The sequence below is a fragment of the Helcococcus massiliensis genome (assembly GCF_900258485.1).
GTDB classification, from domain to species: Bacteria; Bacillota; Clostridia; order Tissierellales; family Peptoniphilaceae; genus Helcococcus; species Helcococcus massiliensis.
Genome location: NZ_OGVE01000002.1, coordinates 265,311 through 289,114, shown reverse-complemented (window position 1 = coordinate 289,114; position 23,804 = coordinate 265,311). Strand labels below are relative to the sequence as shown.

The window sequence follows — 23,804 nt, the reverse complement described above, 5'->3', positions numbered from 1 at the left end:
GATGAAACAATTTTGGACTGTATTTAAGTTTGAATTAAGTCAAACACTTAAACAAAAATCATTTTACATTACTGTTCTTTTAACAGCCTTGATATTATTTGGTGCAAGTTTTGTACCAAGATTAATGGCTGGAAAAAGTGAAACAGGAGAAGCAGATGTAAACAATCCGAGTGAATCAAGTTTGATTCAAGAAAAAGAAAAAATCGCTTTACTCATAAATGGTCAGGTAGATCCATCTGTAAAGGATGCCTTAGCTGAAATCTTTGACTTTGTAGAAGTAAAAGATGAATCAGAGCTTGCCAACAAGGTTAAATCTGAGGAAGTTGAAAAGGGAGTTAGCTTACTAAGCAATACTGAAGCTGTAGTATATTTAGCCCAGGCTTCATTTTATGATTCAGAAGATTTAGAAATAAAAAGTATCTTGGAAGATAACTACCGTTACAATATAGCAATTAGAGATTTAGATATAAGTGCTGATAATCTAAGAAATATTGATCAGGTAGAAGTTAATGCAGGTATTCAATCACTAGGAACAAATCCTTTTGTAGGATATGTTTTATCTTACATAATGGTATTCTTCCTATATTTCTTGATACTTGCAAGAGGGCAATCCATTGCGACATCTGTTGCTAAGGAAAAAGACAATAGGACTATGGAACTATTAGTAACTAGTGTAAAACCTTCAGCCATGATTTGGGGTAAGGTAATGTCAGGACTTGTAGCATCCATTATAAATATATTGGCTATAGCCTTGGGTGCTGGTTTAGGATATCTAGTAAATGTCAAAAACAATCCAATGGCCCAAGAAATAATTAAGTCAGTTTTAGCAGAAGTTTCATCTGCAGACATCTTAGTATTTTTAGGCTTTACTATAGTAGGTGTAACCTTCTATTACTTGATATTTGCAGCCCTTGGATCAATGGTATCAAGACTTGATGAAATGAACCAAGCTATGACTCCAGTTACTATGATGGTAGTAATTGCCTTTATGGTGACTATGTTTACCATGTCTACGCCTAATTCACCTATATTAAAAATAGCTTCATTTGTACCATTTACATCGCCTCTGGCTATGTTTGCAAGGTATCAAATGATATCTGTACCAACTGTTGAGGTATTGATAAGCTTTGCTATATTGTTAGTTTCAACAATTGTAGTAGCCTTTGCTGCAACAAAGATTTACAGAAGTGGTACCTTAAATTATGGAAACAAGATGAATATTTTTAAAGCATTAAAGAAGAATGATTAATTAATAGATAAAAAAGAGGACTGTATCAAAGTTTTTAAGCTTGATACAGTCCTTATTTTATTTCTTATCCTTATCAAAAAATAGTTTTGTTTCAGGTTCTAGGTCGTATATAGTCTTTTTCTTATAAACTATATCATCATAGGTTTTTATGAATGCTGCCCCATAAATCATGATATTACATACAGCTAAAAGCCAAATCAAGGTTACCAGGATGGAACCCAAGGACCCATAGATTGAAGGGGACCTTTGTAAAACATCGTTAGAAAACTTGTAAAAGAAGGTGACTAAATATATTCCCAAGGTACCCACTATAGATCCTAGTAATATAGACTTTATAGATGGTCTATTTTCCTTGCTGAAGGAAGGTGCTAGACCGTATAGGAAAAATAGTAGCACAGCTGCTATTATAAAAGGTGTTAGCCTAGTTACCCAACCTAAAAATACTCCGGCTAGATCATCTAAAAGTTCAAAATTATCTGTGAAACTTTCAATCATTCCCATTATTTTTTCATTAAATACGGAAAATAGTAAGAGTGAAGCTAGGGCTATCATAAAACCTATAGTTAAAAGTACTGAAAAAATCTTATCATAAAAAGGTATTTTTGATTTGCTATCAACTTCTAAAATTTTATTTAGAGATTTTATCAAACCTTGGAAACCTCTAGATCCCAGCCACATGGCTGATAAAATAGAGATGATGGAAAGTGAAGAGGATACTCCATTAAATATATTGTCTAGTATAGGAACAAATATATTCTTCACATCATTTGGTAGCCTTGCTACTGATTGGTAGACATAATCATTGAAATTTGGCACTACATTAACTATTAAATTTGAGGTAAAAACTAAAATTGGTATAAATGATAGTAAGATATAAAAGGCTAAAAAAGCAGAGGCAAATTCTGCTTCATTTGAATTTATTTTATTAATAAAATATCTTACAAAGGATTCGATTTTTTTCATTAAAACTCCTAAAAATTAATATTCTTCTGTATTATACTATAAAAGAAATGAAGAATAAAGCGAGGAAAATATATTATAAATAACGATTATGGTATAATTTTACTGAGGTTAAAATGAGAGAAGATAGAAGAAATAAAAAGTCAAGAAAAGTGAATAATAGAAGGCGAAGAAGACCTAAAAGAAGGCAAGGAACCAATAAATTTGTCTTAATTCTTCTAGCCTTATTATTTATAGTGGTAGTATATTTTGCCTTTTCTAAGTTATATAAACGTGCACACAAGCCGAGTGAAGCTGAAACTATTCAAGAAGAAAATCTAAGCCTTGATGAAAAATATCAAAAGGTAGAAAATATTCTTTCCAACTATAAGACAGACCTTACAAATAGGATAGATAATTATATTGAAAATAATAAGTTGACTAAAGAGAACATAAATGTAATGTATTTCAATCCATCTAAAGATAGGTATTATGTCTATGAAGCTGACAAGGATATAGCCATGAATAACCACAATATATTCATTGCTTCCATGCTTGTAGAGGACTTAAAAAAAGAAAATAAGATAGATGATAATATGACTATCAATACTGAAGAATACAAGGATAAAAACGACAAAGACTTTGTTGGAGAAAAGATTTCCTTGTATGAGGCTATAAGTAGGTCTATAAAAAATGGTAAAAATGCTGACATCCGAGCTATAGTTGATAAGATAAATAAGACTACAAGTGAAGATTGGAAGACACTTGCCAATAAAAGATATGGGATAAAAATCAGTGAAAAAAACGAGATGAAGCTTGATGATATAAAGAAAATCCTTACTTTACTTATATCTAAAGATCAAGAAACTGATTCTTACTTATATCCAAGGACCTTAAATATCATGCTTGAAAATGCAAGATCAAAGAAAGGTTTAGAAGGCTTAACTAAGCAAGAATTTATCGGGGTAGAATCTATTGTAAAATATAACTTTATCTTAGAAAATGGGATAATACTTGATGATGAAGGATATGTTTACATGATTCAGGGCAAGTATTCTGATTCAAATATCTTAAACCAATTAAGAACTATACTTATAGATTGGCATAATGAATACAAATAAATTGACTTTTTTATTTTATTATTATATATTAATTAAAATGCTATGATAAGAAGAGTAGCTAAAGCCCTTTTATTAACAGAGAGTCTAGTAGCTGAGAATAGACAATAAAAGTTTTAGTGAATAAAGCCTTGGAGCAGCCTTTCGGATTGTAAATGATGGAAGGACGTGGTTTGCACGTTACAGCAAAGAAGTATGATAGTACTTGCTAAGGTGTATATTGTGAGATGTACATAAATTTAGGTGGTAACGTGGAGAAATTCGCCCTAAGTCTAAGACTAGACTTAGGGTTTTTTAATACAAATTTTTAAGGAGAAATGATGAAAAATAGAGTATTAATTTTTATTTTGTCTTTCATTCTTATTTTTTCAATCTTTCCTCTAGGGGAGATTGGTGCTGAAGATAATAGGGATGAATTTAGGGTAGGAATGGAAGTTTCTTATGCGCCATTTAACTGGACCCAAACCAATGGTGGTAACGGAGCAGTGCCTGTACAGGGTTCGCAAGAATATGCCAATGGCTATGATGTGCAAATAGCCAAAATGGTGGCTGATAAATTGGGAAAGAAGTTAGTAGTAGTTAAAATCGAATGGGATGGACTTTTACCTGCCGTTCAATCAAATAAGATAGATGCTATTATAGCTGGGATGAGTCCTACCAAGGAAAGAGAAGAAGTCTTAGATTTCACACAATCCTATTATGAATCCAAATTAGTACTTGTTACTAGAAATGACAGTAAATATGCTAATGCAGAAAGCTTAGCAGATTTTTCTGGAGCTAGGGTGGTTGGACAGTTAAATACCTTCCATGATAGTGTAATAGACCAAATACCAGAAGTAATCCATTCAGAACCAATGTCTGACTTCTCATCTATGAGGGTGGCTATAGAAAGTGGTAAGATAGATGCTTATGTGGCGGAAAGGCCTGAAGGTATGGCTGCTGAACTAGCAAATCCAGCCTTTAAGATGGTTGAATTAGAAGAAGGATTTGAAACAAATCCAGAAGACACTTCAATAGCTATTGGATTAAATAAGGGATCAAGCTATCTTGACCCAATAAATGAAATTTTAGAAGAAATTTCTAGCCAAGATAAACAAGAAATAATGGATCAAATGATAAAAATCCAAGAAGCTGCTGACAATCAAGAAACAGTATGGTCGATATTTTCATCTAATTGGAAAATGTTTTTAAGGGGAACCCTTTTAACAGTTTTACTATCCCTAGTAGGTACCATGGCCGGTCTATTTATAGGCTTTATAGTAGCTGTAATCAGGACTGCTCCAAAGGCTAAAAACAAAATTCTTAACTTCTTATTAAACATATTGAAGATACTTACAAATATATATGTTCAAGTTATTAGAGGTACACCTATGATGGTGCAGGCTGTGTTATTCTATTATGGTTTGCAGCTATTCTTTGATATAAACACATCACCTATGGCTTCAGCCTTTATCATAGTTTCGATAAATACTGCAGCCTATATGGCCGAAGTGGTAAGGGCAGGAATCAATGCCATAGACAAGGGGCAAGTTGAAGCAGCTAAGGCTTTGGGCATGAACCATAGACAAACAATGGTTTATATAATCTTACCTCAGGTATTTAAGAATATTATTCCAAATGTGGGTAATGAATTTATTGTAAATATCAAGGATACTTCAGTGTTGAATGTTATTTCAGTTAATGAATTATTCTTCATAACTAAATCTATAGCCGGTGCAAATTTTAGGTTTTTCCAAACCTACTTTATTGCTTCAGCCATATATTTGATATTGACCTTGAGTATAACAAGCCTATTGAGATTATTAGAGAAAAAACTAGAAGGTGATTCTTCGTATGTGAAGATAGACCATGATGTGCTTTCTAGTGGAAATTAGGAGGAGATATGCCTATATTAGAAATTAAAGATTTGCATAAATCATTTGGAAATAATGAAATATTAAAGGGTGTAGATTTTTCTGTAGAAGAGGGACAAGTTATCACTATAATTGGTTCATCTGGATCAGGTAAATCTACCCTTCTAAGGTGTATAAACCTATTGGAAACACCTGATTCCGGACAAATAATTTTTCAAGGAAGAGACATTCTTCATGAAGATATAGAAGAAAATGACCATAGAAAAAACTTGGGAATGGTTTTTCAAAATTTCAACCTATTTAACAACCTTAATGTTTTAGATAACACCTGTATAGGTCAGACCAAGGTATTAAATAGAAGTAAAAAAGAAGCAGAAGAAAAAGCCTTATACTACCTAGGCTTAGTAGGAATGGATGCCTATAAAAATGCTAAGCCTCACCAGTTATCAGGTGGGCAAAAGCAGAGGGTTGCTATAGCTAGGGCAATCTCTATGGAGCCAAAAATCATACTATTTGATGAACCTACATCAGCCCTAGACCCTGAAATGGTAGGGGAAGTTTTGGCTACTATGAAGAAATTAGCTCAGTTAGGATTTACCATGATTGTTGTAACCCATGAAATGGACTTTGCTAGAGAAGTTTCGGACAGGGTAATTTTTATGGACCAAGGAAAGATTCTTGAAAACTTGGATCCTGAAACTATGTTTACAAACCCTAAGGAAAAGAGGACTAGAGAATTCTTGAAGTTATAAAACTGAAGTAGACTATGTGTGTTACAATAGTTGTAAATATAAATTTAAGGAGTATCTATGAAAGAAAGAGAATTAAGAGACTTAGGTCAAATGTATCATCCTTTTAAGGTTGAAAATTCGACCTTTAATCAAGCTAGAAAAGCCTGTAAAGAATTTAATGAATCTGAATCCTGGAAAGATACTAGTGCCTTTGAAAGATTAAAGAAAATTTTTGGCAAGGCTAGTGATACCATGGTGCTGACTCCTTATTTCTACTGTGACCATGTAGAAAATTTATATTTCGGCGAAAATTTTTATGCCAACACAGGTCTCATTATTTTGGATGAGGCCAAGGTGGTTTTTGGAGACAATGTATTTATTGGACCCAATGTCAATATCTACACAGCCATTCATCCTATAGATAAGGTGATTAGAGCTACAGAAGTTGAATTGGCAGCACCTGTGACTATTGGTGATGATGTCTGGATAGGAGGCAGTGTAGTTATAAATCCTGGAGTGACCATAGGGTCGGGGACGGTGATAGGTTCTGGATCTGTAGTTACAAAGGATATACCGGAAAATGTCGTTGCGGTTGGGAATCCTTGCAAGGTATTAAGAGAAATTACTAAGGAAGATGAAAAATATTGGCAAGACCAATATGATTTATATTTGGAAAGAACTAAAGATATGGAGTAAGAGATGAAAAGAGAAGATGTAAATATAAAGGAAACTTGGGACTTGTCCTTGATATATAAAAATGAAGAGTACTACAAAAAAGATTTAGAAGCTTATAAGGAATCTATAGATAATTTTGTTGAATCTTACAAGGGGAAAATCAAAGATTTTGAAGTTTTAGATAAGTCTCTTAAAGATTTTATAAAGGTAAATGAGTATGGGTCAAAACTTGGTGCTTACGCTTCCTTGCCTGTACAAGCCAATGCCTTTGATGAAAAAGCTGTTGAAAGATATTATGACCTTGTAGCTATAGGAAGCCAATATGGGGCAAAATTAGCCTTTTATGAAAATGAACTTTTAGACCTTGATAATGAAACTCTAGAAAAAGCTAAAGAAATTAAGGATTATAAGGTATATATTGAAGAATTGTTAGATAAAAAAGACAGGTTACTTTCTAAAGATGTAGAAGAAGCCTTGACTTCCTTATCTTCAACCCTATCATTTCCATATAGGTTATACAATGATACTAAATCTTTAGATATCCAATTCCCAGATTTCAATGTAGATGGAAAAGACTATAAGTTATCCTATAACAGTTTTGAAGGTGCTTACGAATACGACCAAGATACAAAAGTAAGAAGAAAAGCTTTTGAAACATTCTCTAAGACTATAGGTAAATACCAACATACAACAGCTTCAACTTACAATGCTCAAGTTCAAAAGGAAAAAACTCTTTCAAAAATGAGAGGCTATGAATCAGTAATAGACTACTTGTTAGATAGACAAAAGGTAAGCAGGGACCTCTACAACAGACAAATGGATGTCATCATGGAAGACCTAGCTCCACATATGAGAAAGTATGCTGGCATTTTGAAAAGAATTCATAATTTAGATGAGATTAGATATTCAGATTTGAAAATTGAAGTTGACCCAAATTATTCTGCAGAAATTAGCTTTGACCAGGCTAAAAACTATGTACTTGAAGGTTTACAAGTTATGGGTGAAGATTATATAGCTATCATGGAAGAAGCCTTTGAAAATAGGTGGATAGACTATGCCAACAATGATGGAAAATCAACAGGGGCCTTTGCATCCTCACCTTATGGTACACCATCATTCATACTGATGACCTTCAATGGAATCATGTCAGACGTGATGACCCTAGCCCACGAACTAGGTCATGCTGGCCACTTCCAATTAACCCATGAAAACCAATCAATATTAAATTCAGATCCTTCAATGTACTTTGTAGAAGCTCCATCTACTACAAATGAATTGATTGTAGAAAACCACTTGTTAAACATTGCTGATAAAAACAATGACTTAAGAATGAAGAGATGGGTCCTATCACAAATGGTAGCTAAAACCTATTACCACAACTTTGTGACCCACTTGTTGGAAGCTTATTATCAAAGAGAAGTATATAAGCTGGTTGACCAAGGTACAGACCTAAATGCAAAAATATTGAATAAGATATTTAAGGAAAGCCTAGAAAAATTCTGGGGAGATGCAGTAGTCTTAGATGAAGGTGCAGAACTAACCTGGATGAGACAACCACACTACTATATGGGACTTTATCCATACACATATTCTGCTGGATTGACAATAGGAACCCAAGTTTCTAAAAAAATTAGAAGTGAAGGAAGAGCTGCAGCAGACCAATGGAAAGAAGTACTAAAAATGGGCGGAACTCAAAGCCCAGAACAATTAGCAAAGGCCGCAAGAGTTGATGTTTCAACAGACCAACCATTAAAAGATACAGTAACTTATATAGGTTCTTTGATCAATCAGATTGAAGAAATTTCTAAAGAGTTGGGAGAAATATAAAAATTAAATAATTGATCAGCTGACCTCTGAAAAACAGAGATAAAAGCTTATTTGTTAGTTAAACCCTACAATCTGGATTCCGGATTGTAGGTTTTTTATATGATATAGGTCGAATGAATGATGGGAGAATTAGAGAATTTGGAATCTACATAACATGAATGAGAAAGTCTCCATTATTATTTGATTGAAAAGGTGTGGTAATCATGACAGGGGAAGAAAGTGCCAGAATACACATGACGATTAAGGTGTGGGATTCATGACAGGGGAAGAAAGTGCCAGAATACACATGACGATTAAGGTGTGGGATTCATTACAGTGGAAGAAAATGCCAGAATACACATGAAAATTGAAGCTTGGGATTCATGACAGGAGTAGCAAAGTCTAGAATAGACATGAAAATTGAGGTTTGGATGTCATGTCAGGCTGAATAAACATCTATTCTTACATGATTCAAAGTGCTCATAATTAAAACCTTCATAATCAGTCCGGTACAAAAGTCATGCTGGAATTCACAAAATCTTACAAACCATCATGACGCGAAGCTACAAAAAAACATGTTGGAATCGTCAAAAAGTCCAAAACCATCATGAAACGTTACCTTAAGACATCATGGTGGTTTTCGTGAAAACGACAAAACCAACATTACATTCCTGCCAAACAAGTCATGATGGTTTCTGTAAAAAGCTTAAAACAATCATGATCAGCTATCGACAAAAATCATGATGGAATACCAAAACCACTAAAATTCTTATTATCAAGTCGTCCAAAATCTTAATATGGAAAGTACAAAAACATCCAATTCCATACTCAGCAGTATTTTTTATATTTACCAATATATTTTCCAGCTATGGTAAAATTATATAGAGGTGACTTATGTTAGAATATTTTAAATCGACTGACCAACAAATTGATATATTAAAATCTAGGGGACTTATTATAAATGATGAAAAAAGAGCTAAGGACGTCTTGCTTAGATACAATTATTATAAAATAATAAATGCTACCCTTCCTTTTTTTACAGAAAAATCCGAAAATGGAAAGTTTAAATATAGGGAAGGAACTGACTTTTTAGACCTATACGAGGTCCATCATTTTGATAAGGAATTGAAAAAGGTATTGCTTTCTCAAATGCTTGAAATAGAAAGAATAGCAAGGTCTATCATTTCTTATAAATTTACTGAAAAACATCCTAAAAAGAATTCATATTTAAATATGGACAATTATAGTAAACAAGACAAGTCTTTTGTTTTGATAACTATTGACAGTATCAAAGAAACTATAGAAAAATATAGGGAAGAAGACAACTTCAATAAATCTATAAATTACTATATGAATAAATATGGTTTTGTACCTTTTTGGTTTATTATTAATTTCTTATCTTTTGGTAGAGTTGTTAACATATATGAAATCTTAGACTACAAATTAAAAGAAGATATAGCTGACGAATTTCAAAAGTTTGTAGAAGAGAATTTAGCTTTGGATATGAAAGAATTTTTAACACCATCCATGCTTGAGTCATTTTTGAAAAATGCAAAAGACATTAGAAATATAGCTGCCCACGATAATTTAATCTTGGGCCATATATTTGAAGATGTTGAATATTTCCAAAGCATCCATTCCAAATATGGAATAAAGAAAAATGATAAAAGAACTAAGCTTTTTGATAGTATGGTTATTCTTCAGGCTCTTATTCCACAGGCCTATTTTAAAAGTATTGAAAATGAAATCGAATCATTGGTAGAAGATTTAAAATCTAGAGTGGATGACAGGGCTTTTAACTTGATAATGGAATCCATAGGTTATAGGAAAGAGGTGGATGAATGAGATTTATGCATCTTGCAGACTTGCATTTAGGTAAAAATGTTAATGGATATTCTTTGATAAAGGACCAAGAATATGCCCTTGATCAAATAATAAAACTTCTTAAAAAAGAGGACATAGATACCTTGCTTATTGCTGGAGATATTTACCAAAGTTCAGTACCTAGTATAGAGGCTACAAAACTATTTTCTAAATTTTTATCTCAATTAAAAGATTTGAAAATTAGAGTTTTAATTATAAGTGGTAACCATGATTCGTCTGACAGGCTAGCTTATGCAAATAGCTTTTTGAAAGATTCTGAAATTTACATTTCTGATACCTATGGTGGTCAAATTGAATGTGTAAGACTTGAGGATGAATATGGGCAAATTAATTTTTACCTATTCCCTTACTTAAAACCTTCAGATGTCAGACCCTACTTCGAGGAAAAAATATCCAGCTATGAAGAGGCTATCAGGGCAGTTATAGATTCTATAGAAATAAATGAAGAGGAGAGAAATGTTATTCTTTCCCATCAGTTTATTTTAAATGCTGAATTGTCAGATTCAGAAGAAATATATGCTGGTTTATTAGAGGCTGTATCAGAAAAGCTATATGATAAGTTTGACTATGTAGCCCTAGGCCATATCCATAAAAAGCAAGACTTTTTGGGAGGGAAGGCCAGGTATCCTGGAGCCTTGCTAAAGTTTTCTGCAACAGAAGCTAACTATGATAAGAGCATAACTATAGTCGACTTAAAAGAAAAAAACAATTTAAGAGTTGAAGACTTTAAGATTGATTACTTAAGAGACATGAGGATAGTTAAAGGTCTTTATAAGGACATTATCGAAGCCTCAAAAAATGATGAATCAAGGAATGATTACATTCATATTGAACTTTTAGATGAAGATGAAATCTATGATGGTTTTAATCAATTAAGAAATATTTATCCAAATATTATGACCTATAAATATAAGGATAGGCAAGTAAATGTAGAAGATTTAGAAGATTTTGTTGAAAATACAGATAACAAAACACCACTTGATTTATTTACAGAATTTTATCAAACGATATTAGGTAAAGAGATAACAGAAGATAAGTTGGAAATTGTAAAAAATGAAATAGAAGAAATATGGGGGAATGATGAGAGTAACTAGGCTTGAACTCCAAGCTTTTGGACCCTTTAAAAACAAAGAGATAATTGATTTTGATAAGTTTGGTGAAGAAGGTTTATTCTTGATTTCTGGACAAACAGGGTCAGGGAAAACTTCTATTTTTGATGCAATTTCCTATGCATTATTCGATAGTTCTTCCACAGGTGATAGGAATGAAGCTATGTTGAGATATGCTGGAGCAGACTTAGATACAGACACCTATGTGAAGCTATCATTTGTCTATAGAAGTAAAGCTTATACTATAGAAAGGTATCCTGAATATCTTAGGAGTAAATTGAGAGGGCAAGGAACTACTCTTTCAAAAAAATCTGTAGAATTAAAATTACCAGATGGCCAATATATAAATGGTGTCAATGAAGTCAATGCCTATATAAAGGACTTATTGGGAATAAATAAAGACCAATTTAACCAAATCATGATGCTTGCTCAAGGTAAATTTATGAAATTTATAAAGGCCAGCAATGATGATAAGGCGAAATTGTTTAGAGAAATTTTTGCAACAGAAAAATTTAATAAACTTGAAAACAATATAAGAGAAAAATACTCTAAAATAAATTCGGACCTAAGTGTTTTAATGACAAGTAAAGAAAATACCATAGAAAACTTTATTGTGGCTTCTGAATATTATGATGATTTTATAGAAGCTAAACTTGCTTCAGGCCAAGAGTTGATTGACTTTATGCATAAGTACAGGGATACCCAAGAAACAGAAATACTTAAGCTTACAGAAAAGATTGATGTAGAAAGCAATATAATTAGCAAAGACAAGGCCCTATTGGATAAGGTCTATACTTATATAGAAACAAAAGAAAAGCTAGCAATAGCTCAAAACGATTTAGAACAAATAAAAATAGATTTTGAAGAAGCTAAAAAAGAATATGAGGGACTAGGTAAAAACGAAAAGCTTGTAATTGATTTAAATAGGACCTTAGACAGACTAAATGATGAAAAAGAAAAGCTTAAAATCATAGAAGATTTGAAAAAGAATATTTCTTCTTTGGAAGATGAAATCAATAGCCATGAAAAAAACTTGCTTGAAATTGAAACGGATATCAAAGATTTAACTAGTCAGTTTGACAAAATAGAAGAATTTATAAAAGAAAATTCAGCTAAAAAAGAAGAAAAAATAGTCTTTGAAAATAAAAAGGACAAACTTGAAGAAAAAGTTTCAAATCTAAAAGAAATCAAAAATCTGATAGATGACCTGGAAGATGTAATAAAAGACCACCAAGTTTTTGAAAATACTTATAGGCTAAAAAAAGAAGACTTAGAAAAAAAACAAGCTGAATATAAACATCTAGAAGATTTATACTTTGAATACCAAGCAGGTATATTGGCTTCCAAAATAGAAGAGGGTCAGGCATGCCCAGTTTGCGGGTCTACCCACCATCCAAATAAGGCATCATTAAGTGATTCTGTGCCTGAAAAGGAAGACTTAGACCAGGCAAAAGATCAAGTAAATTTATTATCTCAAGAATATGAAGAGATTAAACTTGCTTTAATAAATAAAAACAATGAAAAAGAAAACCTTGAAAAACAGATTGAAAATAAGTTAAATAAAGAAAATATAAAAAGAGATGATTTAGACAAGGCTCTGGAAGATAAGAAGGCTGACTTTGAACAAGTTAAAAATCAAATAAGTGATACGGAAAATATATTAACTGACCTTGAAACTAAAGAAGAGGACAAGATTGGATTAAAAAATAAAATCTCAGAAAAAGAAAAAAAATTAAAATCTATAAATGAACACTTAATATCTTTAAGAGAAAAGCTAAATAGTAATAAAGTAAGAAAAGAAGAGGAAATTAAGAAGATATCCTATGATAATCCTATAAAGTTAGATGAAGAGTTAGAAAATGTAAGTTTGCAACTTGAAAAATTAGATCAAGACATAAAAAATATTAAAACTAATTACCAAACAGCAAACAACAAGTACATTTCTAAATGTCAAGAAATAGATAGTCTAAAGGACTCCTTAAATGAAAAATACAATTTAGATCCGGAAAATATTGAATTAAGCTTGAAAGAAAAATCAGAGATATTAAAAGATTTAAGAGAAGACTTAACTAAATTCAAAGCAAACTTAATAACAAATAATAAGAATTTGGAGCTCTTAGAAAAAATTGAAAAAGATCTTGGGAAAAAGGAAAAAGATTATCAAAATTACACTGAAATTTATAAACTATTAACTGGGCAAGTAAGTGGAGTTGGCAAGGTGAAATTTGAAACCTTTATCCAACTAAAATATTTTGACCAAGTCTTACAGACAGCTAATAAGAGGCTTTATGAAATGACCCAGGGTAAGTTTTCTCTAAAGAGGAAGGTAAATCCTGCTAATAAAAACTCTCAAATGGGCTTAGATATAGAAGTTATAGACCACCACAATCAAACTACTAGAGATGTAAATACCCTATCAGGTGGGGAAGCCTTCCAGGCGTCCTTATCCCTAGCCTTAGGCTTGTCAGACATTGTTCAAATGAATGCGGGTGGTATACAATTAGATTCAATGTTTATAGATGAGGGATTCGGCACCTTGGATACGGAAACCCTAGCAAGTGTAATGAAAAACTTAAGTAAAATATCGAACTCAAATAAATTAGTAGGTATCATATCTCATGTAGATATACTTAAAGAACAAATAGACAAGCAGATACTGGTAGAGAAAAATAAATCCGGATATTCTAGAGTGGTTAAGCAAATTTATTGATTGAAATTTAATCTAGGTGTGATAATATCTATATTATGGAGTAAGAAATGAAGAAAAACATGAAGAGAAAAATTATGGGGCTTAGGTCATTAAAAACAATTATAGCTGTTACTATAGCTTACTTTGTAGGTTATTTTATACCTAATCTAAGTGAAGCAGTTATGGCGGCAGCTGCTATTACTGCTATGGATGTCTCTATTTCCGATTCTTTTAAATCAGGATTTGTCAGAATATTTACAAATATAATAGCTATTATAACATCCTTTATCCTTCAAAGTTTAAACTTAGTTAACCCGGTTGGGATAGCTATAGGACTGACCTTTATAATACTTTTGTGTAATTTGTTAAATGTTCAAAACCTTATAGGGACTACATCGATATTTTTTGTGTTTGTGGTTGATGTTGCCTACACCAATCAAAACCTAGAAATATATGCCCTTAACAGAATGATTGATACAGTACTTGGTACAATAATAGGTCTTTTAGTAAATGCTTGGATATTTAGGCCAAGGAGAGAGAAATATCTATTTAACTCATATAGGTCCACCTATATCGACCTTAGAAATGGTCTTAAAGATTTATTAGAAGAAGATAAGTCAGTTGACGAGTTTTATTTGATAGATAGTGTATCTCTTATCCATGACAATACCAAAAGACTAAGAAATGATACCAGAATCAAAATGAATGAGGGAATAAATTCCATAACTGTATCAAAGCTAAACAACTTATTTAGGACAGCCCTAAGTCTAATCATAGAGCTAAATGAACTAGATGATTATCCTATAATAACTGAAAAAAATAGGGATGAATTAGCCCTATATTTTAAGGGGGATTTCAAGTTAGCCTTTGATGTAGGGGAACCCGTAAGCGAATTTGATGAAAGATATAATTACGAATTAAGCAAACTAATAGATACCCTAGAATCCATTGAATACAACCTTCATGAATATACGACCATGTATAATAGGATAAAAGACAGATGGTATCTTGAAAGAAAAAATTAGAGGCGAAGGCATGAAGAAAAATTTCTCCATGCTTTTATATTTTAAATATGAGGTGAAAAATTGAAAGATATAATAAGTTACTTGCCAGGGATTTTATTGACCATGCTTATAGCCTTTGTGGCAAGGTGGATAGAAAGTATCATGCCTATTCATATAATTGGGGGATCAGTGATTGCTCTATTTATAGGAATGCTTGTTAATTATTTTTATCCAAGAGTAAAAAAATTAAATAAGGGAATAAAATTTACTTCAAAAAGATTATTGAAATTGGCAATTATTTTATTAGGGGCATCATTAAATATTTCTATGGTACTGGAAGTAGGTAAACTTTCCTTATCTGTTATGGTATTTACCTTGTTCACTTGCTTTGGAGCGGGATATTTTATAGGTAAGGCCCTAGGATTGAATTGGAAGATGTCAAGCTTGATATCTGCAGGTACAGGTATATGTGGGGGTTCGGCAATTGCTGCCATAGCTCCAGTTATAGAAGCTGACGATGTGGATATAGCCTATGGCTTAAGTGCTACATTTTTATTTGATATGCTTATGATTTTAGCCTTCCCTATAATGGGGCGCTACCTAGGCTTGTCAGATATTGCTTATGGGCTTTGGACCGGTACTGCTGTTAACGATACTTCATCTGTAGTGGCAGCAGGCTATGCATTTTCAGAAGCTGCCGGAGACTTCGCAACTACAGTAAAATTGACCAGGACACTGTCTATAATACCAACAGTTATTTGTTTTTCCTTGATATATGCTCATGTTCAAAAGAAAGCCAACAAAGTCGACCAAGGAAGAGGTCTTCATATAGCTAAGATTATACCTTGGTTTATACTTGGATTTTTAGCCCTAGTAATGGTAAATACTTTAGGTTATATAAGTGCTGATCTTTCAGAAGTATTGAAGAAAATATCCAAGTTTTTAATGGTGGCAGCCCTGGCGGCTATTGGATTGAATACAGACCTCAAAGATATGAAAAAAGCAGGCCTTAAACCAATGGTCCATGGCTTTATAATTTCTTTATTGGTTGTTTTAGTTTCAATCCTAGTTATTTATCTAATGGGGAAAATTTAACCAATAAAAAAGCTAATCCTCTTAGATAAAATATCTAAAGGGATTAGCTAAACGATCGCTTGTCACCTGCAAGTTTTTAATATGGGTGAGAGATCCATTGAGAAAAATTAAAAACTTGCTACACTATTGACAGCTCAAAATAGTTGGTACCTAGAAAAACGGTGACCATAATTCTAGATAAACGCTAGGAGACTAGCGTTAGTTGGACCATCTCCATACATATATAATAGCAAATTTAAAAAGAAAAAAACTATCAACATTGTTACAAAATGTTAATAGTTTTTTTCTTTATCTATTTAAATATTTTTGCATTTCTTCTTCAGGTACTAGGTTACCACCTGTAGCCCAGCAGATGTGTGTTGCATTTTCCATTTTATCAAGCAAGTTATTATCCTTTAGATATTTTAAGGATTCTTCATGGTTAAATAGGCCAACTGCACCAGCTATGGAAGCACATGAGGAAGGCTCAATCCTTATATCTTCTAGCCTATCTAGGTCTCTTAAGTGGTCAAATAATTCATCATCTTCACAAGTGATTACACCTGATAATAAAGTTTGTAGGTTTTCACCTGAAAACTTAGATGGTCTAGCAACTGATAGTCCATCAGCTTCTGTGATTCCATCGATACCAAGATCATGCACTGAAACGTTTGAATGTAATTTTGTAGAAGCCCCAATTAAAAATGATGGTATATGGGTTGTTTCTACAAAGAATGCGTGGACATTGTCACCTAATACTTTTCTAAAGCCGAAGGCAACACCGCCAGAAGATCCACCTACACCACAAGGGCAGTAAACAAATACAGGATGGTCTTCATCAACCTTGATTCCCATTTCTTTTAATTGCTTTTCAGTCCTGATAGCTGAAGTTGAATAACCCTTGAAAAGTATCTTTGAGTTTTCATCATCAACAAAGTATGAATATGGGTCCTTATCAGAAATTTTTCTAGCTTCACTTATAGCAAAAGAAAATTCACCATCATATTCGATTACAGTAGCACCTCTTTCTCTTAGGTGGTCTTTTTTCCATTGTTTAGCGTCATTTGACATATGGACAATAGCATTAAAACCAAGTGCTGCAGCCATTACACCTACGGATATACCAAGGTTACCTGTTGAAGCAACTTGTACTGTATATTGTGAGAATAAATCTTTAAATTCATCATTTAAAAATTGAGTGTAATCTTTATTTTCATCAATTAGCTTATGTTCTTTGGCTAAAGTTTCAGAAAAAACTAAAACCTCATATAGGCCACCCCTAGCTTTTATAGATCCTACAACTGGCATGTGTGAATCTAATTTTAAATAAAGATTCCCTTTAAGACCATATTTATTTTTATATTCTTCTTCCATCTTTGTTAGGTGTACTAGGTCTGATTCTAAAATACCCCTTGTTTCTATAATCTCTGGAAATTCATCAGAAAATAATTCTACTAATAGAGGTCCAAATTTTGTAAATCTTTCATTAGCTTCTTCTATATCTTCATATGTAAATTCAACATTTTCCCAAGCTTCTTTTCCTGTTTTTCTATCTGGATTTATCCAAACAGTAGGTTCAAGTCTGGCAACTTTGGCTAAAATTGGGCTTTTGCTTATTAATTCATCAACTGTATACAAGATACACCTCCTTATAAATACTTATCTTACATTGTACCACTATGGGGTGAAAAATGTAATAGTCTAGTAAAAAATAATATTTTAAGAAAACGGTATCTTTATCATAAATAGCATTTTTAATATGGATATATTTATTAAATATAATAATTGAAAAAATTATGCTTAGTTTACCATAATAAAATTGCTATAAGATTAAACTTGATATAATATTAATTGTTAATACATATTAAGGAGGAAACATGTATAGACAAAAAAGAATATTGGCATTTTTATTAGCCTTAATAGTTGGACTAGCACCAATTTCAACTGTATATGCTAACAATACTGAAAGCACAACAGTTAAAGAAGTAGCTCAAATAGAAACTGAAGTTAAGTACATATCAAAATATGGTAATATAACTGTCGCAGTTTCACCCAAGGATTTTTTAGACAAGGGTTTTGAATATGGTGACATAATAGAAGTTACTGTAGGAGATAACAAGCTAGAAATGCCTTTTGGTAAAAATTATAGTGATGTGGATACAAAATCACTAGTAACCATACATAATTATGATGAGAAGCATAAAGACGCAGAAAATGTTATTATTACTGCGATAAATATGGGGAATTTTTCTAAAACATATGGGGTAAAAGTCGGAGACAAAGTTACATATAAAATGGCGGAAAAAGAAGGTTACCTTGCAGAATATCAATTAAGACAATTAACAAGGACCAATGACATAAAAGATTACGACAATGACCCTGTGAAATTTGCTAACTTTAGACCTATGAATACAAGTAAGATTGCTAAAAATATGTTTTATAGGTCATCAAATCCAATAAACAACGTTATATCAAGAGCTTCATATGCTAATAAACTAGTAGAAGAAGCTGGTATAAAGGCTGTAATGAACCTGGCAGATACACCTGCAGATATAGAAGGATATGCATTAAAAGAAGATTTTAGTTCTAAATATTACTACAAATTGTTTAAAGATGGAAAAGTTATTCCTTTAAGTATGTCAGTAGATATATCTGGTAAGGACTTTTCTGAAAAATTAAATAGGGGTGTGAAATTTATTCTACAGCATGAGGGACCATACCTAGTTCATTGTAATGAAGGCAAAGACAGGGCAGGATTTGTATCTGCTGTTTTAGAAGCTCTAGCAGGATCTTCATTTGATGAGATTGTAGAAGACTATATGATAACCTATGAAAACTACTACGATGTTGAAAAAAATAGTGAACAATATCATAAAATAGCCCAATCTAACATTGTTACATCAATGCTTCAAACTGTTGCAAATGTAGACAAAAAGACAGATCCTAAGACAATAAATTGGGAAGAAGCAGCTAAAAGATACTTTAGAGAAGATGTAAAATTAACAGAAGATGAAATTACAGATTTACAAATTTTATTAAGAAAAGGGTCATTAAAAACTGAAGAAGATTCACAAGAATGGTCTGGTCAAATAAGAGAAATAGAAAAATATGGTCATGGTCAAACTGATATCACTATAAAAGATTTCTTAGCTATGGGTTATGAATTTGGTGATATTTTAGAAGTTGAATTTGACAATGGCTATAAGATTTCAGGACCATTTTTAGATAACTACTTTGTTGAACAAGGCGAATTTTTAGTAAGAGCCTACCCAGGACATGAATATGTTGGATTATGTATAAATTATGGCAAATTAAATGAGATTGCTGGAATTAAAGTAGGAAGCAAGTTTAAGATTAGCATGAAAGAAAAGGCTGGATACTTAACTCAATACGAGATTAGAAAGCTCGAAAGATCAAATGATATTAAAGATTATGACAATGATCCGGTAAAATTTGCTAACTTTAGAATGTTAAATAATGGAAATATAAGAGATAAGATTATTTATAGAAGCTCAAGCCCTATCAATAATATATTAGGAAGAGCATCTTATGCTGATGATTTAATTAAGAAACATGATATAAAATATGTAATTAACTTCTCTGACACTAAAGAAGATATAGAAAAATATATCAAGACAGAAGATTTTAATTCACCTTATTACAAAGACTTGTATGAAAAAGGTAATGTGTTAGCTCTAAATATAGGACTTGCTTACAAGAGTGATGACTTCCAACAAGTTATGACTCAAGCCTTAGAATTTATAGCTAAAAATGAAGGACCATTCTTATTCCACTGTATAGAAGGTAAGGATAGGACAGGTTACTTTGGAGCCTTGGTAAGTGCATTGATGGGAGCAAGTAAGGAAGAAATAGTTAATGACTATATGAAGACTTATGAAAACTTCTATGGAGTAACTAAGGCTAACAAGGAAAAATATGATTTAATAGCTAATGATGTCTTAGATATGCTTAAATATATAACTGGATCTAATGATTTAGATAATATAAATATCCAAGAAAAAGCTAGAGCCTTTGTATTAGAAAAAGGTTTAAGCGAAAAAGATTTAGACCTTGTGATTAAGCGTTTATCAAAGGTTGAAAATATAAAAGTAGAAGTTAAAAAACCTGTTAAGTCTAGCCCAAAAACCAATGACTTTGGTATAATGGCATTGACTTCAAATCTTGTAATATTATCAGTTCTTTATCTAGGAACAAAAAATAAAAAGAATAAACTTAGCTAAGTAAGTAAAAAGCTGTTGCATTAACCTTGCAACAGCTTTTGCTATTATTTATCTTCTTCTTTATCTTTTGCTATTATTTATCTTCTTCTTTATCTTTTTCTTCTAATTCTTCTTCGTCTAATTGGTGTTCTTTTTCTAAGTTTTCTTGTTGTTTTAGTTCAGCTTCTTTTTCTTCTAATAAGGCTCTTTCCAAATCTTTTCTTTCCATATTTCCTCCTAATAATTATCTTAATTTAATTATACCCAAAAATAAAAATAATAAAATTATAGGACCATACTTTCTTCTATCGCCTGTAATTGAATATTTAGGGCTATTGTGATAATATTTAAGCATATAATTTACATATTGGAGGGAAAATGGACGTACCACAGGGGTCTAGTGTCCCCATCAATTTTGAGGGGAATTTAACTGGACAAATTATATTAATAATATTACTTACTTTAATAAATGCTTTTTTCTCAGCAGCAGAAATGGCTATGGTCTCTGTAGACCAAAACAAACTTAGAAATGATGCTGATGATGGAGACAAAAAAGCTCAAAAGATTTTAAATCTTTTAGACAACCAATCAAACCTGCTATCTGTTATACAAATAGCTATTACATTATCAGGATTTTTCAATTCAGCAGCAGCTGCAACAGGGATATCACTTAAATTAGCTAGCTGGTTAGGGACATTCAATATACAATATGCTGTTACCATAGCCCAAGTTCTTATAACCATATTGCTATCCTTCATCACTATAGTATTTGGTGAATTAGTACCAAAAAGAGTTGCTATAGCCCAAAGTGAAAAAATAGCTAGGATGTCAGTAAATGTCATGGCTGTAACTAATGCTATATTCAGACCTTTTGTATGGCTACTATCATCAACAACAAACTTAGTTCTAAAAATATTTGGAATGAAAACTGATGATGTTGAAGGTAAAATCACTATAAATGACATAAAGTCTTTAGTTAAACTAGGACATTCACAAGGGGTAATAGACAAGGTTGAAAGCGAAATGATCAATTCAGTTATATCTTTTGACGAAACCTTTGCTGAAGAAATCATGACACCAAGGACTGAAGTTTTCATGATAGATATTGAAGATAATTTCCTTGAATACAAGGATGAAATGTTGTCATTAAAATATTCTAGGATACCAGTTTACAGTGAGGATATAGATAATATAATAGGTATACTATATTTAAAGAACTATCTATTAGAAGCCTATGTTAGAGGCTTTGAAAATGTAAAAATAGATAAGATATTAAAACCTGCATATTTTGTACCTGAAAGAAAAAATATCAACGAATTATTTAATGAATTACAAACCAACAACCAACATATGGCCCTGCTTATAGATGAATATGGTGGATTTGCTGGACTAGTTACTATGGAAGACCTTATTGAAGAAATAGTAGGGGACATAGATGACGAATATGATACTAGTGATCCGGAAATTACCGAGATTGCAAGAAATGTCTACCAATTAAAGGCTTCTATGAGTATCAAGGATTTCAACAACTTTACTGGAAATGAAATAGATGAAGAAAGCGATGACTATGACACTATAGGTGGTTTCATAATTTATCTTTTAGGCTACATTCCAAATGATGGAGATACTCCACATTTAGAATATGACAATTTAGATATAGAAGTTTTAAAGGTTCAAGATAAGAGGATAGTTGAAGTTAAAATCACTGTCTATGATGAATTTGATAATCAAAGACCAGAAAAAGAAGAGGAAGATAAGAATGAAGAAGATTAAAAAAGCTGTCGTACCAGTTGCTGGTATGGGAACTAGATTTCTGCCATTTACCAAAGCTGTTCCTAAGGAAATGCTACCAATAATAGCAACACCAACCATTCAAATCATAGTTGAAGAGTTGGTTGACTCTGGTATAGAAGAAATATTATTCATTACAAATAGATATAAGCATCCAATTGAGGATCATTTTGATTATTCTTTTGAATTGGAAGCTAAGTTGGAAGCGAATGGTAAGGATGACCAATATGAAGAAATCAGAAGAATAGCTGACCAAGCTAATTTCTACTATAAGAGACAAAAGGAAACCAAGGGTCTAGGCCATGCTATCTTGCAGGGTAAAGAATTTGTCGGAGATGATCCCTTTGTAGTTGTCTTGGGTGATGATATAGTCTATAATCCTGACCAACCTGCCATAGGCCAACTTATAGAAAGATTTTATGAGCTTGAAAAGGATGTTGTAGGCTGTAAAAAAGTGCCTATGACTGAAATAAATAAGTATGGATCAATAGAAGCTGATCAAATAGATGACAGGACCTATGATATCAAATATTGTATAGAAAAACCTAGTATAGAAGATGCGCCATCTGATGTAGCTATCCTAGGAAGGTATGTATTTACCCCTAAAATTTTTGACCACATAGAAAAAACAAAACCAGGAGTAGGTGGAGAAATCCAAATTACTGATTCCATTGATAGCTTAGCTAAAAGTGATGGTGTCTATGGTTACATCTATGAGGGTAAGAGATATGATGTGGGAAGTAAGCTTGGATTTTTAGAAGCGACTGTAGAATATGCCTTGAGAGATGAAGAAGTAGGCAAAGAATTTGCAGAGTATTTGAAGAAAATAAAATAGATACTATAAATTTACATTTGTAACTGATCGATATGAGTATGTGAAAAATACTTTTATTGGTCAGTTTTTTTTACTTCAGAATAGAATATCCAAAAATTCAAAATAGATATTTAATATTGAAAATAAATATTTATTAATATATAATGATAATGAATAAACAAGGAGGATCCCTATGAAAACAAATAACAAAGAAAACACACTTTTTAAATCGATTAATAAATCGAAAGTTAATCTCAAGATTTTACTCTTAATTATGGTTGTTGCTTTTGTAGCTACTTCTTGCAAAGATAATAGTATTAGCCAAGAGAACGAAAAAGCTAAACAAACACAGAATGAAGTAGAAAATAATACTAAGGCTGAAAAAGATAATCTTTATAAAGATAGGGATAAGATATCAAATCTTATAAATCAAAATAAAATTTTTAATGAAGAAATAAACTACAAGATTGTTGACAGTGAACCTATAATTTATATTCTTTTAAAAAATGAAGAGATAGAGCTTGAAGATCTAGACAAAATAAAAGTAGGTATATCAATAAATGATTTTGATGAAGGAAAGTCAACTTTTTCAAATTTTGATAAATCAAGAAAATATTGGGAATTAGAGTTAAAAGAAGGAAAGTTAGAAGGGATATATGATATAAATATTTCAAAAGACTCTGATTTGCTAGATGATGAAGATAGGGAAGTCTTGATGAGTGATGTCAAGAAAGTGTTAATAATTAATATTTTTGTTGACGAGGATAGTCCAGTTAAGATTATAAACCATATATTGGAGAAGGATTCTGGATTGTAAAATATAAATTTCGAATTAAATAATAAACCCC

At 31.9% G+C, this 23,804-nt stretch carries 18 protein-coding genes and 1 other annotated feature; of the genes, 15 read left to right on the top strand and 3 right to left on the bottom strand.

The window, feature by feature from the left end; translation table 11 throughout:
- The first annotated feature begins 1 nt into the window (after position 1).
- Positions 2-1,249 carry an ABC transporter permease gene (locus C4Q29_RS02955; RefSeq protein ID WP_103981343.1) on the top strand — a complete coding sequence of 416 codons (1,248 nt, stop codon included), beginning with the start codon at positions 2-4 and terminating at the stop codon, positions 1,247-1,249.
- A 57-nt stretch (positions 1,250-1,306) separates the two neighbouring features.
- On the opposite strand, the gene C4Q29_RS02950 is transcribed toward C4Q29_RS02955, so the two are convergent.
- Positions 1,307-2,212, bottom strand: coding sequence for a YihY/virulence factor BrkB family protein (locus C4Q29_RS02950; protein ID WP_103981342.1), 906 nt, complete (start codon positions 2,210-2,212; stop codon positions 1,307-1,309).
- A 113-nt stretch (positions 2,213-2,325) separates the two neighbouring features.
- Between C4Q29_RS02950 and C4Q29_RS02945 the strand changes: the two genes are divergently transcribed.
- From C4Q29_RS02945 to C4Q29_RS02900, 10 genes are all read left to right on the top strand, one after another.
- Positions 2,326-3,309, top strand: coding sequence for a hypothetical protein (locus tag C4Q29_RS02945; RefSeq protein WP_103981341.1), 984 nt, complete (start codon positions 2,326-2,328; stop codon positions 3,307-3,309).
- A 33-nt stretch (positions 3,310-3,342) separates the two neighbouring features.
- Positions 3,343-3,578, top strand: a binding site (T-box leader).
- Between the two features lie 48 nt (positions 3,579-3,626).
- Entirely contained in the window at positions 3,627-5,180 is a 1,554-nt protein-coding gene (locus C4Q29_RS02940) for an ABC transporter substrate-binding protein/permease (protein WP_234994019.1), read from the top strand.
- 8 nt (positions 5,181-5,188) lie between these two features.
- Positions 5,189-5,911, top strand: coding sequence for an amino acid ABC transporter ATP-binding protein (locus tag C4Q29_RS02935; protein WP_103981339.1), 723 nt, complete (start codon positions 5,189-5,191; stop codon positions 5,909-5,911).
- 57 nt (positions 5,912-5,968) lie between these two features.
- Complete coding sequence (locus C4Q29_RS06450; RefSeq protein ID WP_200813107.1) at positions 5,969-6,586, top strand: sugar O-acetyltransferase; 618 nt, start codon at positions 5,969-5,971, stop codon at positions 6,584-6,586.
- Between the two features lie 3 nt (positions 6,587-6,589).
- Positions 6,590-8,392 carry an oligoendopeptidase F gene (pepF, locus tag C4Q29_RS02925; protein ID WP_200813106.1) on the top strand — a complete coding sequence of 601 codons (1,803 nt, stop codon included), beginning with the start codon at positions 6,590-6,592 and terminating at the stop codon, positions 8,390-8,392.
- An 873-nt stretch (positions 8,393-9,265) separates the two neighbouring features.
- Complete coding sequence (locus C4Q29_RS02920) at positions 9,266-10,216, top strand: Abi family protein (RefSeq protein ID WP_103981338.1); 951 nt, start codon at positions 9,266-9,268, stop codon at positions 10,214-10,216.
- Entirely contained in the window at positions 10,213-11,349 is a 1,137-nt protein-coding gene (locus C4Q29_RS02915) for an exonuclease SbcCD subunit D (protein WP_103981337.1), read from the top strand. Before C4Q29_RS02920 ends, C4Q29_RS02915 begins: the two co-directional genes overlap by 4 nt.
- Positions 11,336-14,074: an AAA family ATPase gene (locus C4Q29_RS02910; protein ID WP_159459196.1), complete on the top strand. Its 2,739-nt coding sequence runs from the start codon at positions 11,336-11,338 to the stop codon at positions 14,072-14,074. The genes C4Q29_RS02915 and C4Q29_RS02910 overlap by 14 nt, the downstream gene beginning before the upstream one ends.
- A 47-nt stretch (positions 14,075-14,121) precedes the next feature.
- Entirely contained in the window at positions 14,122-15,078 is a 957-nt protein-coding gene (locus C4Q29_RS02905) for an FUSC family protein (RefSeq protein WP_103981335.1), read from the top strand.
- Between the two features lie 60 nt (positions 15,079-15,138).
- A complete protein-coding gene (locus C4Q29_RS02900) occupies positions 15,139-16,152 on the top strand; it encodes a YeiH family protein (protein WP_103981334.1) in 1,014 nt (337 codons plus the stop codon).
- Positions 16,153-16,440: 288 nt separating this feature from the next.
- On the opposite strand, the gene dsdA is transcribed toward C4Q29_RS02900, so the two are convergent.
- Positions 16,441-17,769, bottom strand: coding sequence for a D-serine ammonia-lyase (gene dsdA / locus C4Q29_RS02895; protein ID WP_103981333.1), 1,329 nt, complete (start codon positions 17,767-17,769; stop codon positions 16,441-16,443).
- Positions 17,770-18,008: 239 nt separating this feature from the next.
- Here dsdA and C4Q29_RS02890 point away from each other — a divergent pair, with 239 nt between their 5' ends.
- On the top strand, positions 18,009-20,372 hold the full coding sequence (locus C4Q29_RS02890) for a tyrosine-protein phosphatase (RefSeq protein WP_103981332.1): 2,364 nt from the start codon (positions 18,009-18,011) through the stop codon (positions 20,370-20,372).
- A gap of 73 nt (positions 20,373-20,445) precedes the next feature.
- Here the strand turns inward: C4Q29_RS02890 and C4Q29_RS06440 are convergent, their stop codons facing one another.
- On the bottom strand, positions 20,446-20,580 hold the full coding sequence (locus C4Q29_RS06440) for a hypothetical protein (RefSeq protein ID WP_268802350.1): 135 nt from the start codon (positions 20,578-20,580) through the stop codon (positions 20,446-20,448).
- A 149-nt stretch (positions 20,581-20,729) separates the two neighbouring features.
- Between C4Q29_RS06440 and C4Q29_RS02885 the strand changes: the two genes are divergently transcribed.
- The 3 genes from C4Q29_RS02885 (at position 20,730) to C4Q29_RS02875 (ending at position 23,773) form a co-directional block, all read left to right on the top strand.
- A complete protein-coding gene (locus C4Q29_RS02885) occupies positions 20,730-22,124 on the top strand; it encodes a hemolysin family protein (protein WP_103981331.1) in 1,395 nt (464 codons plus the stop codon).
- Entirely contained in the window at positions 22,111-22,977 is an 867-nt protein-coding gene (gene galU, locus C4Q29_RS02880) for a UTP--glucose-1-phosphate uridylyltransferase GalU (protein WP_103981330.1), read from the top strand. Before C4Q29_RS02885 ends, galU begins: the two co-directional genes overlap by 14 nt.
- A gap of 172 nt (positions 22,978-23,149) precedes the next feature.
- Complete coding sequence (locus C4Q29_RS02875) at positions 23,150-23,773, top strand: hypothetical protein (protein ID WP_103981329.1); 624 nt, start codon at positions 23,150-23,152, stop codon at positions 23,771-23,773.
- Positions 23,774-23,804 lie beyond the last annotated feature (31 nt).